Origin of the sequence: Collinsella sp. TM05-37 (assembly GCF_003436455.1) — a bacterium.
Lineage (GTDB): Bacteria > Actinomycetota > Coriobacteriia > Coriobacteriales > Coriobacteriaceae > Collinsella.
Window position 1 is genome coordinate 1 of the sequence record NZ_QSPN01000003.1, and the last position, 17,537, is coordinate 17,537.

General features: G+C 49.5%; 15 protein-coding genes. 2 read left to right on the plus strand and 13 right to left on the minus strand.

Annotation, left to right across the window (positions count from 1 at the left end; translation table 11 throughout):
* The 4 genes from DXD48_RS02585 to rfbA all read right to left on the minus strand — a co-directional run.
* A partial coding sequence (locus tag DXD48_RS02585; RefSeq protein WP_117563877.1) for a dTDP-glucose 4,6-dehydratase occupies positions 1-560 on the minus strand: 560 nt, incomplete at its 3' end.
* A 75-nt stretch (positions 561-635) separates the two neighbouring features.
* Positions 636-1,610: a hypothetical protein gene (locus DXD48_RS02590; RefSeq protein ID WP_117563878.1), complete on the minus strand. Its 975-nt coding sequence runs from the start codon at positions 1,608-1,610 to the stop codon at positions 636-638.
* Between the two features lie 9 nt (positions 1,611-1,619).
* Positions 1,620-2,057, minus strand: a complete 438-nt coding sequence (locus DXD48_RS02595; protein WP_055252684.1) for a DUF4869 domain-containing protein — start codon at positions 2,055-2,057, stop codon at positions 1,620-1,622.
* Positions 2,058-2,152: 95 nt separating this feature from the next.
* Positions 2,153-3,052: a glucose-1-phosphate thymidylyltransferase RfbA gene (gene rfbA, locus DXD48_RS02600; RefSeq protein WP_089573663.1), complete on the minus strand. Its 900-nt coding sequence runs from the start codon at positions 3,050-3,052 to the stop codon at positions 2,153-2,155.
* Between the two features lie 139 nt (positions 3,053-3,191).
* Between rfbA and DXD48_RS02605 the strand changes: the two genes are divergently transcribed.
* Complete coding sequence (locus tag DXD48_RS02605) at positions 3,192-4,385, plus strand: DUF4422 domain-containing protein (RefSeq protein ID WP_158548911.1); 1,194 nt, start codon at positions 3,192-3,194, stop codon at positions 4,383-4,385.
* A gap of 75 nt (positions 4,386-4,460) precedes the next feature.
* Positions 4,461-6,860, plus strand: coding sequence for a glycosyltransferase (locus DXD48_RS02610; protein WP_117563880.1), 2,400 nt, complete (start codon positions 4,461-4,463; stop codon positions 6,858-6,860).
* A gap of 76 nt (positions 6,861-6,936) precedes the next feature.
* Here DXD48_RS02610 and DXD48_RS02615 read toward each other — a convergent pair whose 3' ends face one another.
* From DXD48_RS02615 to DXD48_RS02655, 9 genes are all read right to left on the minus strand, one after another.
* A complete protein-coding gene (locus tag DXD48_RS02615; RefSeq protein WP_117563881.1) occupies positions 6,937-9,120 on the minus strand; it encodes a hypothetical protein in 2,184 nt (727 codons plus the stop codon).
* Positions 9,121-9,146: 26 nt separating this feature from the next.
* The gene (locus DXD48_RS10360; RefSeq protein ID WP_117563882.1) at positions 9,147-9,503 is read right to left on the minus strand and encodes a DUF2304 domain-containing protein; all 357 of its coding nucleotides are present in this window, start codon (positions 9,501-9,503) and stop codon (positions 9,147-9,149) included.
* Entirely contained in the window at positions 9,503-10,213 is a 711-nt protein-coding gene (locus DXD48_RS02625) for a glycosyltransferase family 2 protein (RefSeq protein ID WP_233502336.1), read from the minus strand. The genes DXD48_RS10360 and DXD48_RS02625 overlap by 1 nt, the downstream gene beginning before the upstream one ends.
* A gap of 26 nt (positions 10,214-10,239) precedes the next feature.
* The gene (locus DXD48_RS02630; RefSeq protein ID WP_147324133.1) at positions 10,240-11,499 is read right to left on the minus strand and encodes a glycosyltransferase family 4 protein; all 1,260 of its coding nucleotides are present in this window, start codon (positions 11,497-11,499) and stop codon (positions 10,240-10,242) included.
* Entirely contained in the window at positions 11,481-12,656 is a 1,176-nt protein-coding gene (wecB, locus tag DXD48_RS02635; protein ID WP_117563884.1) for a non-hydrolyzing UDP-N-acetylglucosamine 2-epimerase, read from the minus strand. Before wecB ends, DXD48_RS02630 begins: the two co-directional genes overlap by 19 nt.
* 21 nt (positions 12,657-12,677) lie before the next feature.
* Entirely contained in the window at positions 12,678-13,742 is a 1,065-nt protein-coding gene (locus DXD48_RS02640) for a glycosyltransferase (RefSeq protein ID WP_117563885.1), read from the minus strand.
* Between the two features lie 59 nt (positions 13,743-13,801).
* A complete protein-coding gene (locus DXD48_RS02645; protein WP_117563886.1) occupies positions 13,802-15,019 on the minus strand; it encodes an NAD-dependent epimerase/dehydratase family protein in 1,218 nt (405 codons plus the stop codon).
* 1 nt (position 15,020) lies between these two features.
* On the minus strand, positions 15,021-16,076 hold the full coding sequence (locus DXD48_RS02650) for a polysaccharide biosynthesis protein (protein WP_117563887.1): 1,056 nt from the start codon (positions 16,074-16,076) through the stop codon (positions 15,021-15,023).
* 248 nt (positions 16,077-16,324) lie between these two features.
* Positions 16,325-17,527 (minus strand): lipopolysaccharide biosynthesis protein, encoded by a 1,203-nt coding sequence (locus DXD48_RS02655; protein ID WP_147324134.1) that lies wholly within the window; start codon positions 17,525-17,527, stop codon positions 16,325-16,327.
* Between the last annotated feature and the right edge of the window lie 10 nt (positions 17,528-17,537).

A 17,537-nucleotide genomic window follows, 5' to 3' on the forward strand; every position in this document is an offset into this window, starting at 1 on the left:
CCGTAGTTGTTGGAGCAGTTGGAGATCGTGGTGCGCAGGCCGTAGGTGCGGGTCCATGCGCGCACGAGCATGTCGGAGCTGGCCTTGGTCGAGCTGTACGGCGAGGAGGGCTTATAGGGCGTCTCCTCGGTGAACTTGGCCGGGTCGTCGAGCGCCAGGTCGCCGTAGACCTCGTCGGTGGAGACGTGGTGGTAGCGGATGCCGTATTTCCTCACGGCCTCCAGCAGGCGGAAGGTGCCCTCCACGTTCGTGCGCAGGAACGGCTCCGGGTCGGCGATGGAGTTGTCGTTGTGGCTCTCGGCGGCGTAGTGCACGATGGCGTCGTGGCCGGGGACCAGCCTGTCCAGCAGCTCGGCGTCGCAGATGTCGCCCACGACGAGCTCGACCCTATCCTCGGGCAGCCCCGCGATGTTCTCGGGGTTGCCGGCGTAGGTCAGCTTGTCCAGGACGGTGACGTGCACCTCGGGGTGGTTGTTGACCACGTAGTGCACGAAGTTGCTGCCGATGAAGCCGCAGCCGCCCGTGACGATGATATTCTTGGGTTCGAAAATCTCAGACATGAAAATCCAATCTGAAGCATGTACAGCTTCTTTAGTATGCCGCAGGAAGTGACGCCGCGACGCTATTCAACAAAACTATCGGACATTTCGGCATGCGATAAGAGCCATAACCTTCGCAGAATTACCTCCTGTACAAAACGCCTCCGAAATGCAGTCTTTGTCGTAGTGAAAAACCGAATCCCCAGTTATTTCACGTAAGTACTTATAGAAGAAATCCTCCCAGCTTTTAAACTTCTCACTGTTTACAAAGGCTTCTGGGGTTTCCAAAACCGCCTTAACATCTAGCTCTGAAATTACGCCGGAGCTCAGTAGAAGCCACTCGAATGATTCGGGAAGACAAACCGTAACAGTATCGCGGTGAATGTCTTGCAGCTTAAGGACGCGGTCCGCATAGCACCCAAATGCCGCCCCGTCCGCGACAACAAACACGCGATCGTCGAGATGCTGATCCAACCAGCCCAAAATCGCGCTGTTCGTCATGGCCGAAGTACAGGTAAGCTCACTGTCAGCGAAATGCCGTTCAAAGAACTGGAAACCAGACTTACTGTCCTCGCATAGAAGGATAGAAAAGTCCTGTTTTGGCGCCGACCGGGAAATAGCATAACGATGATTCCCGCGATCTTGATAAACAGGGACGAAAGAATGGTATTTTCCGCTCGTCTTAATCTTGTAAATCTCATCCACGCTATACGGAAGATTGGGGAAATCAGCCCTTGAGATCAGCACGAAATAATTCGAGGAATACAGCACATGATGGGCAAACTCATCAGAATGGATCTCTTTTAAGCCCTCATCGACAAATACAATCGAGTCATGAACGGACGAAAGCTGGTTTCGCCAATCATAATCGGTCAGGGCGACACAGGGACAATCGCATTGCAAGGAAACGCCCGACTGCTCGCCCGTTCGCATGTAGTCTGCGACCATGTCAAACAGTGTCGTCTTACCCGTGCCACTATCGCCACGCACAATAGTGATGTTCCGCTTGATGGTAAATGTGTACTTAGTTCCCCTGCGGCGGGAAATCTTAACGAGATGCGAACCGTTCATAAGCAGTACCTACAGATACGGAATCGACTCGTGAATCAATTCGGCCATGTTGTGAACGATTCGGCCGCTATTCACGACTTTAATTTTAAAATCCTCGCGACCAAAGTCCATCACATGATAGAGATTCACAACAAGCTTGCGGTCTTTCGCCATGTCGAGAATCCACTTGGCACAGTTGTCACCACAGGTAGAAGCGTTAAAAATTTGCTTACGATCAAATCTCATAAGCAGCAGCGTTTTCACGCCACCAGAAAGCTGGAGTGGGGAGATGAATCCAAGCACAGGGCTTTCGATGACGTTTTCGGAGACAACATCCGATCGATCAACATCTTTAATTATCGAGACTGCATAGGGATCCGTAATCCAAGAAGACCGGTAAGAGTTTTTGAAATATGTCGCTGTGTTGTAAATCGCTTCTGGCATATCGCCAAAGTAGACGCTTAACACATCCACTCCCAATCATATTGTCTTTATGGTCAACGTAATCATAACGAAAGGGGCCACCAGATAAACGGTGACCCCTAAAAGAAAACAAGCTTGCGCTAGTACTCGCGCGGGCTGTTGACGATCTCGCCGGCGGCGACCTTCTTCAGGTGCTGCCCGTAGACCGACTTGCCGTAGGCCTTCGCTGCCTCCTCCAGCTCGGCGGTCGTGATCCAGCCGTTCTCCCAGGCGATCTCCTCGGGCACGGACACGGGCAGGTCCTGGGAGTGCTCCACGGCGCGGACGAACTCCGCGGCCTCGTGCAGGCTCTCCATGGTGCCGGTGTCCAGCCACGCGTAGCCGCGGCCGAGGGTGACGACGGACAGCGTCCCCTCCTCCAGGTACATCTGGTTGAGCGTGGTGATCTCCAGCTCGCCGCGCGCGGAGGGCTTCACCTGGTGGGCCTTGGCTGCCACGTCGCCCGGGTAGAAGTACAGGCCGGTGACGGCGTAGGAGCTCTTGGGGCACTCGGGCTTCTCCTCGATGGAGACGGCCCTGCCCTCGCCGTCGAACTCAACGACGCCGAAGCGCTCGGGGTCGTCCACGTGGTAGCCGAAGACCGTGGCGCGGCCCGACTCGGCGTTCTGGACGGCGCGCGTCAGGTGGCGCGACAGTCCGTTGCCGTAGAAGATGTTGTCGCCGAGCACGAGGGCGCACGGCTCGCCGCCGATGAACTCCTCGCCGATGGTGAAGGCCTGCGCCAGGCCGTCGGGGCTCGGCTGCTCGGCGTAGGAGAGGTTCACGCCGTAGCGCGAGCCGTCCCCGAGCAGGCGCTCGAAGTTGGGCAGGTCCGTAGGCGTGGAGATGATAAGGATGTCCCGGATGCCCGCCAGCATGAGGGTGGACAGCGGGTAGTAGATCATGGGCTTGTCGTAGACCGGCAGCAGCTGCTTGGAGGTCACGAGCGTGAGCGGGTACAGGCGGGTGCCGGACCCGCCGGCGAGGATGATGCCTTTCATGTAGTCCTCCGTGTCATTTAACTGATTTAGTTACGACTTATATAATAATCTCTATCGGTCATATCAATTAAAAATATATGAGCGATACCCATTGAACAGGCCATCTAATTGCCTCAGCACGGAAAGAGCGTCAGGAACAGTGAAGATTTACATTGCAGCGCATAAGCACTTTGGCATTGATGCGCAAGCGCCATATCAGCCGCTCTACGTTGGGGCAAGCTCCATTCCAACAGACAATCGTCAGGCTGGATGGCTGTACGACGATCAAGGCGATAATATTTCCCAGAAAAACAAACACTACTGCGAGCTTACCGGCCTCTATTGGATATGGAAGAATTCTCCTGAGTCGATAGTTGGGCTCACGCATTATCGAAGGGCATTTGAGTCCCCCAACGACTCGAAGCAGATGCTCAGAGACTATGAAATTGAGAACATTCTTACCAAGCATGACTGCATTGTTGCAGCCAAAGAACCCTGCACAAGCTCAATCGGGTGCAACTTAATCACTGTTGCTGAGCAGTATAGAATGATCCACTCTTCGACAGATCTGCTACAGGCAAGGGAAATCATCAGGACGAAATGCCCTGGCTACTTGGATGCTTTTGATGAAGCAATTTGTGAGGAGTGCTCTTTTTCGCCATGCAATATGTTTATTTGTAAAAAGGAACTGATGGACAGATATTGTAAGTGGCTTTTCAAAATTGAAAAACAACTTGATAAGCGAATTGACTATATAAGTGGTCGCGATAGCTATCAACAAAGGATGCCTGGCTTTATCTCAGAACGACTATTCAATGTCTTCCTTAAAAAGGAAGACATAAGATGCTATGAATGCCGCATCTTTAACCCAATAAATAAAGAGGCCCTCACGATCGATCAAAGCGCGTGGCCTCAAAGGAGACCGCAACTTACGTGCGCTTGCTCTACGAATGCAATATTTAACGGAGCAGACTATTCATCTGTATTTGATTATTCCTTTTATGTAAATCATTACGAGGATCTATTCGATAGATATAAAGACGACCCCCATGGAGCGCTGGAACATTTCATTGCAATCGGCATTAACGAACATCGAGTTGCGCATCCTCATTTTTCTATTAGCTCTCTTCTGAATGGAAATCCCGATTTAAGAAGTAAGTGCAGTGGAAATCTCGAAGCAACGCAAATGTATATAGCGAATCCTAAAGAGTATATGCATCCAATTGGGTATGAAAACATTCATCCGCTAGACGAGCAAAGCAATTCGACTACGGCCACATGGCATGAACGTCGAATTACAGCAGCGCGCATCCGATACCAAGAAAGAATAGAGAGGCTACCCGTACTGGGCTAATTCAATGTAAGAATAAACCCTAGATCAAGGTGAAATAGCACAGACATCTTCAGTGCAACGGAAAGGTAAATTGAAATGAAAATTAACATGGATTGCATTTGCCGCGGAAGCGGGAAGGTGTACGTTCTTCTAAAGAATGTTGAGACAGATGCATCAAATATTCAGGTGACAGCAGCAAAGAGCGACGGAACGACAATACCAAGCTCAATCTATCCATACGAGTCAAATAACAATCAATACGTCATAGTTCTTCCCGACCTCGGAACTGGTGATTGCGATATTCAGATTAATGATTTGAATGCGCAATATGCCTACGATGCCATTAAAATCAGCTTTGGCACGGCAAAATGGGCGTCAAGATTAAACTACAAAATTAAGAATGATTTGTCCCATTCCATTAGGAACTATGACGATAAGCATGACTTGGATGTAGCAAGCATGCGTTTTCACGAGTTTATCGAAGATGGAGATGAGGCCATTCTTCGCTGCTCAGTAAAACTTCCTCAGCGCAACGACAACAAAATAGCCATCAGCTGCTTCGATACTTCGATGAATCGAATTGAGATCGAGCCGATCACCACCGATGACATTACGATTCCCTTGTGGTTTGCCCCCAATAAAAAACGGCGCGAGATTCAATACTCGGTCCGAATCCCAAATAGCACAAATAGGCTAATCTTCACAATCGAAGATGACAATCACCCGAGCTTTAACAGCTTCGCTGTTGTGGACAACGAAGAGCTCGAAAGGCTGCGCATTTTAACCACATCGAAGATGCAACCTATTTCGATTGATCCATCTGCATATCCAAAATGGCTCGAACAACACAAGGCAAGCTCGGCGATGCTCGAAAAACAATCGATGGTTACCTTCAAGAAAATGCCTTTGTTTAGCATCGTCGTTCCCCTATTCAACACACCCGATAATTTGTTCAGGGAAATGGTGGAATCAGTTCTTAAACAGAGTTATGCGAACTGGGAGCTTGTGCTGGTCAATGCAAGCCCAGATAACAGTGCGCTTGTGGATATGATCGAAACCGCTAAGAATAATGACGCTCGCATTAAGGTGATAGAGCTAGCGAGCAATTCCGGCATTTCCAAAAATACTCTTGCCGGAACAAAAGAAGCGAATGGAGATTTCATTTGCTTCTTGGACCACGACGATACTCTTGAGCCCGCGGCGCTTTATGAATATGCGCATGCAATTAATGCTGAAAACAATACTGATCTCATTTACTGCGACGAAGACAAACTGTTTGCCAATGGCAGCTATGGTGACCCATTCTTTAAGCCAGATTTAAGCATCGATTTACTACGAAGCGTTAATTATATTTGCCATTTTCTTGCAATCAGAAAGACACTATTCGATTCTCTGGAGTACGGCGACGAGCAGTACGATGGAGCCCAAGACCATGACCTGACGCTTAAGGCGATAGAAAACGCACGAAATGTGGTACACGTGGCTAAAATTCTGTACCACTGGAGAATGACCGAAAACTCAACTGCAGGTGACCCGAACTCAAAGCTATATGCATGGGATGCTGGCGTCAAAGCCGTACAGGCCCATTTGGACAGACTTGATGTTTCCGCAAAGGTTTACCGTGGAAACGACCCCTTCACTTATAAAGTTACCTATGCAGTTCCAGATAGTCATCCACTTGTATCAATCATTATTCCGACAAAGGACCATCCCTCTGTTCTCGATACGTGCATTAAGTCGATCATTGAACGCTCAACGTACGATAACTACGAAATCGTCATCATTGAAAACAACAGCGAGAACCCAGAAACATTCGAGTACTACTCTGAATTAGAAAAATGCTATCCCGATATGATCCGCATCGAATATTGGGGTGCAGAATTCAATTTTTCAAAACTGATGAACTTTGGCGCTAGCAAAGCAAAGGGCGATTACCTTCTCTTGTTAAACAACGATACAGAAGTTCTAACCCCAAACTGGATTGAAAACATGCTGGGCATTTGTTCACGAAAAGAAGTTGGCATTGTTGGCGCAAGACTTTTCTACAGCGACAATACTTTGCAACATGCGGGCGTCGGTATCGGAGGAATTGGAGCCGGCCACCTTGGAAAAGACTACCCCAGAGGTAATTGGGGCTACTTCAATCTATGTGACCGCACGCAAGATCTAAGCGCAGTAACTGCAGCATGCCTCATGACTAAGAGAGCTGTATTCGACGAAGTCGGTGGCTTTAGAGAAGAGCTGGCTGTTGCTTTTAATGATGTTGACTATTGCCTCAAAGTGAGAAGTCACAACTATCTTGTTGTATATACACCCGACACCGAGCTGTATCATTATGAGTCGCTATCGCGAGGCTATGAAATCAGCGACGAAAAGAAAATGAGGTTCCATAGGGAATACTCATTGCTCAACTACCTATGGCCAGAATATTACGTGAAAGGCGATCCGTATATAAACAGCAACATCATCAGCGGGAATTTGTATTATCAAATTTAAAAGCGCTATGATGCTTATATCATAAACACGTAAAAAAGAAGAAGGGGCTGCCGGTTTAACCAGCAGCCCCTTCTTCCTAATAGGTCAATTCATATAGAACAAACCCGTTTGCTGAACCTAATTGCCTAATTTGTAATTTATCAGATGAAAACTCCGTCAAATCCCTACTAGACATAACGTACTTCACATAAAGCTGCCTCAAATCATCTTCAGTCAAATTCACTGTGAAGAGATCATCCTGAGTGGAATTAAATGACGTAGACGGGGCGAATACATTAGCAATGACATGAGCATACCTGTTGTATGCGCACTCGTTCTCGTTATTTTCATCGATAGAATTCCAACGCGCCAGATCAGGATAAGCATTGGTAGAGTTAATTACAGGCGCTCCATATGCAGCGCAAAGATTGGCAACTGTCCAAGAACCATCGACAACCCATTTATCTGAATAATCACTCTCTTCGACAAACTGATTAACGAGAGCCTCTAAATTCGTATCTGTAATTGGAGCCGCACCGATTTGAACTGGATTGATACAGAGCCCTGGAATTACGCCGAAGCAAATCGCGAAAGCAACAAATAAACCGGTACATTTTTTACCAAGAATATAGGAGCGAAACGAAAGGCACGAAAAAAGACAGAACAATATAAACATCAACAAATACAGCATCCTTGCAACAAGATATTTCGCAGAAAGAAGGATGAAAATCTGGAATGCTGAACTCAGAATAAGACCGATTATTAAGATAATTGACAAATAACCAATGGAGCTATTATTCCCTTGGGATTCTTTAGCCTTTTCGACAGAAATCAAAAATAGGAGAAGTTCCAGGTAACCAATAGGAAACAACAGTCGCAGAACGGGGACGTTATACATTAAGGTCATTCGAGATAGAAATGACGGAAAACCAATAAATGCAAAGGCCAGGAAAAACAATTGAAGTGCCGTAAGCAAAAATAGCTGCCAATCCCGCCTTTTAATAAAACAGAGCAGAGATGCAAGCGTTCCAAGAGGGAAGAAGCAAAGAATGGTTGCAATTTCGCATTCATTTGAAACCAGTGGTGAATCAAAGGCGTAAAAGAGTGAAATTGCATAAGAAAAAAGTTCAGGAAGTCCGCTTCCACCTGTTTCAAAGCGCGCACCAGGATAAACGGTATTCATAACAGATGTCATTGCTTCGGAGGACTGGAAGAAGGAAAGGAATATTAGTCCCGCTGAAATCAACAGGCAGGATACTAAAACAAAAGTATCAATTAGTGACCATGCAAGAACTGAATGTTGATTGTTAGATTTTAAAGTTTGACAATACTCTGTTGTTCTAAATACACCCATCAAGGCAAAAATGAAGAAAAATGGGACCATCCAAGCAGGGTACATGAGCATTATGTAACAACCACATAGCCATGCTATAGCAGCTAGCGCAATAATCCTGATATTTCTTTTTTGAGTAAAGAGCGCCCTATCCAACAACAAGACAAGGGCTTGGCCATAAAGAATCACCTCGCCCGTGCCCCACCATTGAATTAATGGCGAAAAACAAAGCAAGCATGAAAAGAGAAAGCTGAGCGGCTTTGACTTAATAATGAGAAAGGCACAATCAAAAGAGACAAGAACCATTAGACATAGTTTCGCGAACCAGGCAAACGCTAGGCCGAATTCAAAACCAAATAGCAAATAACCCCAAAGCACTGGTCTAAATAACGTGATTACGCTCCAGCAGGCAGCGCCATAAACCATCCGGACATCCGTTAAATCTCCTCTCAGGATTTCCGAAATTGGAGCATAGCCATTATGGGATTGAGATAATTGAAACAGGGTTCCAACTGAGAACTCATCACTTCGAAGGGACCTCGGTATACCCCAAAACGGAGTATCAGCGTTTTCAGGGAGCATAATGCTCCACATGCCAAGCGATGAACCGCTGATTTTAAAAGCAACGGCAAGCAACGCTACAGTCATACCGATTAACCATCGATATTTATACAAAAACTCGCTTTTATACTCAACCAATTTGATTACAGAAATGACAAATATAATAGTCAATCCAGCAACAAATAGAACTGCCCTATCGTCATTAAGCATCGGGTTGGCAATTGTAAAGCCAACCGTGCCATAGAAAGCATCAATGTAATTAACAAACAAAGACAGATATATCAGTGCAAAAGATAACGGCAGGACAAAAATACCGACATGGTAAAGGCGATACAAGCCGCCGCAAACGCGATGGTTTCGAGCTTCCGCTGCTAAATAGTTGTTCATACAGTTAATCTAAACTCCGTCTTTAATTAACTCTGCTGATTCCGCAAAACATCATTCTCATTTTCAAGTATCGCAATACGTTGAGTTAAGTTCTTGCAAGCCGTAACGAGTCTGCTGATCGCAATACTGAGAGATAGAGAAATCATCAATAAAAGTACCACGGCGACGAGAAACGCAAAATTCGAAGGACTAATAAACCCGATACAGCCTGAGATTCGATAAATCAACTCCGGAAAGCAAACGCTTAATAGCGCCACCACGCACAGGCAGAGCCATAGTAACGAGTACTTTAAAAGTAGCTTTCCTTTGCCGACTAAGGAGACGACATAAAAGAAAAGGCCACTAAAAATTACGCCAGCGCCCACACGAATTATCATACTCATTAGTGAGCCGCCTTTCTATAAACAAAACAGGCCATGGAAATTGCAAGCGAAACTTTAATCATGTAATAAATTGAAGAAAAGCCAGAAATTGATGACACTCCGCCCTGTCTCTCGCGCATAAGTACGGGAACCTCAACCACTGAAAGACCAGTTTTTAATGCTGCGGCAATAGATTCAGGCTCAGGGTAATCGTCTGGGTAGTCCCTACAGAACAGGTCTATAGCCTTTTTTCCGCACGCGCGAAATCCAGAAGTAGGATCTTTAATCGTCTTTCCGGTAAATAACCTCAACCAACCAGAAAGCCATCGGATACCCACTCTCCTTAAAAATGTAGACTGAAAGCCTTCCGTGGGCACGGCAAATCTGGAACCGATGGTTAAATCGGCACCATCAATAATCGGCTCGATTAAATTCCCGATATAAGAAGGATCATGCTGACCGTCACCATCAACCTGGACATCAATGTCATAGCCATGTCTGAGCGCATATTTATGACCGGCCTGAACGGCACCACCGATGCCTAAATTCTGCGGAAGGTCGAGGACATTAAATCCATGCTGACGACAGATAGATAGAGTTTTATCGGTTGAACCATCATTTACAACAACATAATCATAACCAGCTTCAACAACCGACGAAACAGTCTGAACAATATTGGCTTGCTCATTATAGGCAGGAATGATTACCAACACCCGCAACATGTCATCCATTAAAACCCCAACGATCCACATCGGACCTATATTGAAAATAGAACTTGCTTAATTTTATCCAAACAAACCAATCTCGAGAAATGCTCACGATAATAATTGAAGCCATTGGATCCCAACGCTTCAATGGCGTCTTTATTCATTGAAGCAATTTTCACCATGTTGCTAGCAAGTGCGCTAGCATCTGAGGGATTGGAGACGAATCCGCACCTAGCAGAACGAACCGCATTGGCGCCTTCGCCGCGCATTACAGCAAGTATTGGTTTCGAAGACGCCATGCAACTTGAAATTTTCGCCGGAATAGTAAGCTCTAACTCAGGATTGTCAGCAAATGGTGCAATCATTGCCGTTGCAATATCTGAATACGTGGGCACAACTTCAGGATCTACGCGCCCTATAAACAAAATGGACTCGCTTAGTCCCTTATTTGCAACGGTCTTCTGCAATTCCGCTCTGGACATGCCATCGCCAAGAATTAGCAGCTTCATCTCAACAGAACTATTTTTGATTGCATACGAGAATGCCTCAACAACTGTGTCAAGACCCTGTGCGGGAGTTATTGATCCGGCAAAAAGGAAAACGCACTGACTTCCAAATTGCGATCTCAGCTCCTGTGAAATACTCTTTTGTTCGTAAACCTCCTCACAGTGCTGAGGTATTACACTTATCGAAACATCCGGATTCAAAGGTTTAATCCTATGAAATAAGTTGTCGGCCAAAGAGTCACTCAAGGCAATCAGCTTATTACAGGCAGCATACTGCTTGTCGCAAAACGATTTGGCAAAAGCTCTCAGAAAGCTATTTTGGACATTTAAAACGGTGTACAAATTTTCAGGCCAAATATCCAAGACATAGGTGACAAGAGGACATTTACTTCGCAATGCAGCAAACCTTGCTGGAATTATCATCAAAATAGGACTTGTATTATAGCAAAATACAACGTCGTAATTGTTTTTGAGCCTTAACGCCTTGAAAGATGCAGTAATCGGCCAGCTAATATAGTTCAGGAAAATGCGGGCCGAAGTATTACCCTTTCGGCGTATTTCACCAGACCGAAAGACAGACGCACCATGGTAATCATCGCAACGATGGCCACAATAACCATATCCTTCAGCCCATTCACCTGAAGGATAATTTGGAATACCGCAAAGGACATCAACGCTTGCACCGTCTTCAATAAAGCCTTCGACGATGTCGTTGACTCGAAAAGTCTCCGGATAAAAATGCTGCGTTACGACAAGTATTTTTTTACCAGCGCATGAGCTAGTCATTAAATGCTCTTCCTCCACACCATCTTGTCCACGACGCCGGTGTAGCTCTGGATGATCTTGACAACCTTGGTGGACACGGTCTCGTCGGCGTAGTCGGGAACGGGCGCCTCGGGCAGCGACCCCTCCGCATCGAGCTCGACGGCAGTGTGGACGGCCTGCAGAAGACCCTTCTCGGAGATGCCGGCGAGCGTGAAGCACGCCTTGTCCAGCGCCTCGGGGCGCTCGGTGGAGGTACGGATGCACACCGCCGGGAACGGGCGGCCGACGCTCGCGAAGAAGCTGGACTCCTCGGGCAGGGTGCCGGAGTCCGACACCACCGCAAAGGCGTTCATCTGCAGGCAGTTGTAGTCGTGGAAGCCCATGGGCTCGTGCATGCGCACGCGCGGGTCCAGCTTGAAGCCGGTGGCCTCCAGGCGCTTGCGGGAGCGCGGGTGGCAGGAGTACAGGATCGGCATGTCGTATTTCTCCGCAAGCGCGTTGATGGCGGTGAACAGGCTCGCGAAGTTCGCCTCGGTGTCGATGTTCTCCTCGCGGTGGGCGGACAGCAGCATGTAGTGCTTGGGCTCCAGGCCGAGCTCGGTGAGGATGTCGGAGGTCTTGATCTTATCCAGATTTGCGCGCAGAACCTCCGCCATGGGCGAGCCCGTGACGTAGGTGCGCTCGGGGGCGCAGCCGGTGTCCTTGAGGTAGCGGCGGGCGTGCTCGGAGTAGGCCAGGTTGACGTCGGAGATCACGTCGACGATGCGGCGGTTGGTCTCCTCGGGCAGGCACTCGTCCTTGCAGCGGTTGCCCGCCTCCATGTGGAAGATGGGGATGTGGAGCCTCTTGGCCGCGATTGCCGACAGGCAGCTGTTGGTGTCGCCCAGGATCAGCAGCGCGTCGGGCTTCACCTCAACCATGAGCTTATAGCTCGCGGCGATGATGTTGCCCACGGTCTCGCCCAAGTCGGCGCCCACGGCGTCCAGGTAGACGTCGGGGTCTTCCAACGACAAGTCGCGGAAGAAGATGCCGTTGAGCGTGTAGTCGTAGTTCTGCCCGGTGTGCGCCAGCAGGCAGTCGAAGTGGCGGCGGCACTTCTTGATGACCTCGGACAGGCGGATGACCTCGGGGCGGGTGCCCACGATGATCAACAGCTTTAGGCGGCCGTCGTTATTAAAAGAAATATTGGAAGTCATAGTTTTCCCTAAAAGCCGAGTCTAGTATTTAGCCAACAATAATGAGGCGGACAACACGTCACCACATTCAACAAGTTTTGAATCGTCCCTATGCAAGGTCTCGGAGCATCCACCGACATCGTAACAAACGACCGGAACCCCACAAGCCTCAGCCTCAAGATTGACCGTAGGATAATTATCTTCGTATGTTGGATTGAATAAAACGGAGGCAGAACTATATAGTGAGGCCAACTCTATCTGAGAGTCGGTTCGCGGAATACCAACCACCCCCGGAGGTAGTTGCCTCATCTGCTTAGCACTCAGTCCAACCAAAACAATAGAATACTCGGACTTGTCAAGCTTATCCGCAAGGGCAAAAAAGTCTGAAAGACCCTTACGCTTGGACCATGGAGAGGCAACCCCTAAAATAATTTTCCTCGAATCAAGGCCGTATTTCTCCTTAACGCTAAAAACCTCACTATTGGATCGTGGCTTAAAAACGTTGAGATCAATCGTATTGTGTACAACCTCAATCGGATACTTTGATAAATAGCTACAAGCGACCAGTCCAGCCAGCCATTTAGAAGGGGTAATGATAGTCATTCGATTGGAAGGCAGCGAAGTGAAAATCGAACGTTTGGCCTCGTAGCTCCATTTACATGATGCAGAATTAATAGTTGGAGGATATCCCATAAGTTGAGGGCACCTCTTGGCGCCACATCCAGTTTTCCATTGATTGCAGCAAGAATAGGTGAAATAAGGGCAATGGCCGGTAAAAGCCCAGCAGTCGTGCAAAGTCCATACAACACGACAATCAGATCTAATCAACCATTTAAACAGTTTATCAATATTCAAATAGTAACCATGGAGGTTGTGCAAGTGAACCACGTCAGGACCGAACTCATCAAGACGATGAATCAACGCGTCGGTTTGCCTCACCGAATGAAAGCCCGCCTTACCGTCAAGGAGAGTAAGACCAACGTCAAGTATAAAATTAGCCGGTGACCCAAAACAGTATTCACTGACACTGCTCGCAGGCCTTCTTCTGCCCCAGCAAGCAAGCGATTCGTGTCCCTGATCAATAAGAGCAAGATGCTCCTTCATCATAATGCGCCCAGTGGATCCATTTGGAACGCTATTAATATGAGCGTATCTGGTCAAAACCTCTAGACTTCCTCGTAGTAAGTGTCGGGGTCCTCGGGGTCGAAGGGCTCGTTGGCCCACATGACCGTCACGAGGTCCTCGGTGCCGGACAGGTTGGTGATGGAGTGCGTGTAGCCGGGGACCATCTCCACGGCGCGCATGTCCGAACCCGAGACGATGTACTCGTCGACGGGGAACGGGTTGCCGCCGGCATCCTCGCCCACCTTCCTCAGCTTGATGGAGGCGGTGCCGGAGACCACCAGGAACCTCTCCCACTTGCTCATGTGCCAGTGGTTGCCCTTGGTGATGCCGGGCTTCGAGACGTTGATCGAGACCTGGCCGCGCTCCGGCGTGCGCAGGAACTCGGTGAACGAGCCTCGTTCATCCATGTTGGGCTTAAGGCCGTAGGCGAAGCGGCCCGGCTCGTAGTAGGAAAGGAACGTGCTCCAGAGTTTCTTGGAGAAGGAGCCCTCGGAAAGGTCCGGCACCGAAAGCGTCTCGCGGCTGTCGCGGAAGCTGCCCAGCAGGTAGACGATCTCGCCCAGGGTCCTCACGTCGGTTTCCGGGACGTAGCAGAACCCGTCGCCCTCGACGCGCTCCAGCCCCTCGTAGCCGCAGCGATGCTCGTTTCCGAGCAGGGCGCCCAGCATCTCGTCCACCAGGTCGTCGATGTAGAGGAGCTCGAGCTCGACATTGGGGTCGTTCACGGTGTAGGGGCGGCCGTTGGCGATGGCGTCGCAGAAGGTCGCGACGGCGGAGTTGTAGCGCGGGCGGCACCACTTGCCGTAGAGGTTGGGGAAGCGGTAGATGAGCACCGGGGCGCCGGTGCGCTCACCATACTCCCGGAACAGGCCCTCCCCAGCGAGCTTCGACTCACCGTAGGCCGATCCCTCGAAGCGGCCCGACAGGCTCGCCTGCGCGGAGCTGGAGAGCATGACGGGGCACGTGTTCCCGTGGCGCTCCAGGGTATCGAGCAGCGTGGAGGCGAAGCCGAAGTTGCCCTCCATGAACTCGGACTGGTCCTCGGGGCGGTTGACGCCGGCCAGGTTGAAGACGAAGTCGGCGCGGGAACAGAAGTCGTCAAGCTCGTCGGCGGTGGAGTCGATGTCGCACTCCATGACCTCGAGGGGCAACAGGGCCTGGTATTTCGCGCGGCGGTCCTTGCCGTCCCTTATGTTCTTCAGCGCGCAGCAGAGGTTCCTCCCCACGAAGCCCCTCGCGCCGGTGACGAGGACGCGCACCCTACTGCACCGCCTCGTGCTCGCGGCCCTCCAGGGCAAGCTGCACGTACTCGGCGGTCTTGATCTTGGCGATGGTGCCCTCCACGTCGAGCCTCTCGGTGTTGTGGGAGGTGTAGGACTCGTCGGCCTGGGTCTCCACCTCGCCGTCCACGACGAACTTGTCGTAGTTCAGGTCGCGCGAGTCGCATGCCACGCGGTAGTAGCCGCCCATGTCCTCGGCGCGCAGGCGCTCCTCGCGGGTCATGAGGGTCTCGAAGAGCTTCTCGCCGTGGCGGGTGCCGATCACCTGGGTGCCCGTGCGCCCGAAGACCTCCTGGACGGCCTCGGCGAGGTCGCCGATGGTCGACGCCGGCGCCTTCTGGATGAACAGGTCGCCGGGGTTGGCGTGCTCGAAGGCGAACTGCACCAGGTCGACCGCCTCGTCCAGGTTCATGAGGAAGCGGGTCATGTTGGGGTCGGTGACCGTGAGCGGCTCGCCCTTGCGGATGCGGTCGATGAACAGCGGGATGACCGAGCCGCGCGAGCACATGACGTTGCCGTAGCGGGTGCAGCAGATGGTGGTGCGGCCGGCGCCGTTGCGGGCGTTGGCGTAGATGATGGACTCCATCATGGCCTTGGACTTGCCCATGGCGTTGATGGGGTATGCCGCCTTGTCGGTGGACAGGCACACGACGCGGTCCACGCCCTCGTCGATGGCGGCGTGGAGCACGTTGTCCGTGCCGATGACGTTGGTGCGCACGGCCTCCATGGGGAAGAACTCGCAGGAGGGCACCTGCTTGAGGGCGGCGGCGTGGAAGATGTAGTCCACGCCGTGCATGGCGTCGCGCACGCTCTGGGCGTTGCGGACGTCGCCGATGAAGAAGCGCACCTTGGAGGCGAGCTCCGGGGACTTCTCCTGCAGGCGGTGGCGCATGTCGTCCTGCTTCTTCTCGTCGCGCGAGAAGATGCGGATCTCGGCCAGGTCGGTGTTCATGAAGTGCTTGAGCACGGTGTTGCCGAACGAGCCGGTGCCGCCCGTGATCATCAGGGTCTTGTCCTTGAATACGCTATCGCACATTTCAAGCTCCAATTAAATAAACTAAAGGTGAATGAATCTTAAAAACCTTAGTCGATGCTTAACCTACTAATACGTTTCTTATCCTAAACGAAAAGACGACTGCTGCACATAAATTAGAATTAAAAAGCTTTTATACCTGCGCTAAAACTGATAACTCCCCCAATTAGCGTTGAAGAAGTCATTACGGGTGGATATATAGTCTCAGCCAAACACTTTTGTATCTAAGTATTTAACAAATCTCTGATGCACTATTTCCGAATAATGCAAGGAAGCATCGCGACACATCCGACAAGATAAGCAAGCGAAATTGCGGCACTCGTTCCGTTAGGTCCAAATAGCCGAATCAATAAGCTAGAAAGGGGGACGGCAACGATTAAAGCAACTAAATTACCAACAAGATTACCAGCCATCTTTCTCTTAACAATCGTCAGGTCGGAAAAGAAGCCGATAAACGCCGTAAGCAGCGAGCTAATAACCGCACCGTATAGCAAAAAAGAGTACTGATGAATTTGGTCACCAAAAATTAGTCCCAACAAGTAGTCGCCGCAGATAAAACAAGCTAACAGAATAACAATGGACAAAACTAGAGCACCAAGAACGACCTTCATCAACATAGCATTAAATGTTTTATTATCCCCCGACTCACTAGCGCTCGCAAAAACGCCGAGCAAAGGGGCATAGGCATTAGCAGCACCCGCCTGAACGATTGCCGCAGGAGAACACACCGAGGAATAAACACCCAACATTGAGGCACCCAGTACGGTAGCAAGTTCTTGACGCGAAACGGATGTAACCGCAGCACAACAAAAAACCCCAACCGTAGCGGGAAGACACTTATAAAACAGTTCAGACATCGCCTTGAACCTGAAAGAAGGAACGATCGTGTCGAAATTAGAAGCCCAACGTGCATCAACAATCATCACGGGGAGAGACACCGCGATCATCAGAACAATACTCAATACAAGAGAATGTGAGATATACATTCCGGCGCAAAACACCAGAAGAGACAAAATACCTCTCAGTAGCATCGACATGCCACAATAAAACATATTTCCCGCTTTTTGATCAATGCCATGGAACACATCAACCATAACTTCAATTGACTTATATATGCAATAGAGGTACACGGGGAGAAGGGAAGACTGCTGACAGGTAAAGAATGCATAAGGTAATACGAAAACAAATCCCAACACTATTGTGCTTAAACGAAAACCAATGTATTCCCCTGAAGAATACTCACATGAAAGATCGGATACTTGAAAGGATCGAATCTTATATAAACCGATCGGAACAAATAGATTGCTGATTGTCATTGCCAAAGATAAATCACCAGCATAGGTAAAATCCGACGATAGTCGAACTACAGCAACTGTCGTTAACCACTGGCAAGCAAGGTATGCAATAGAGCCAACGGTATTCCATGTAATGTTTTTCTTTAAATTATCAGTCAAATTAACCCAA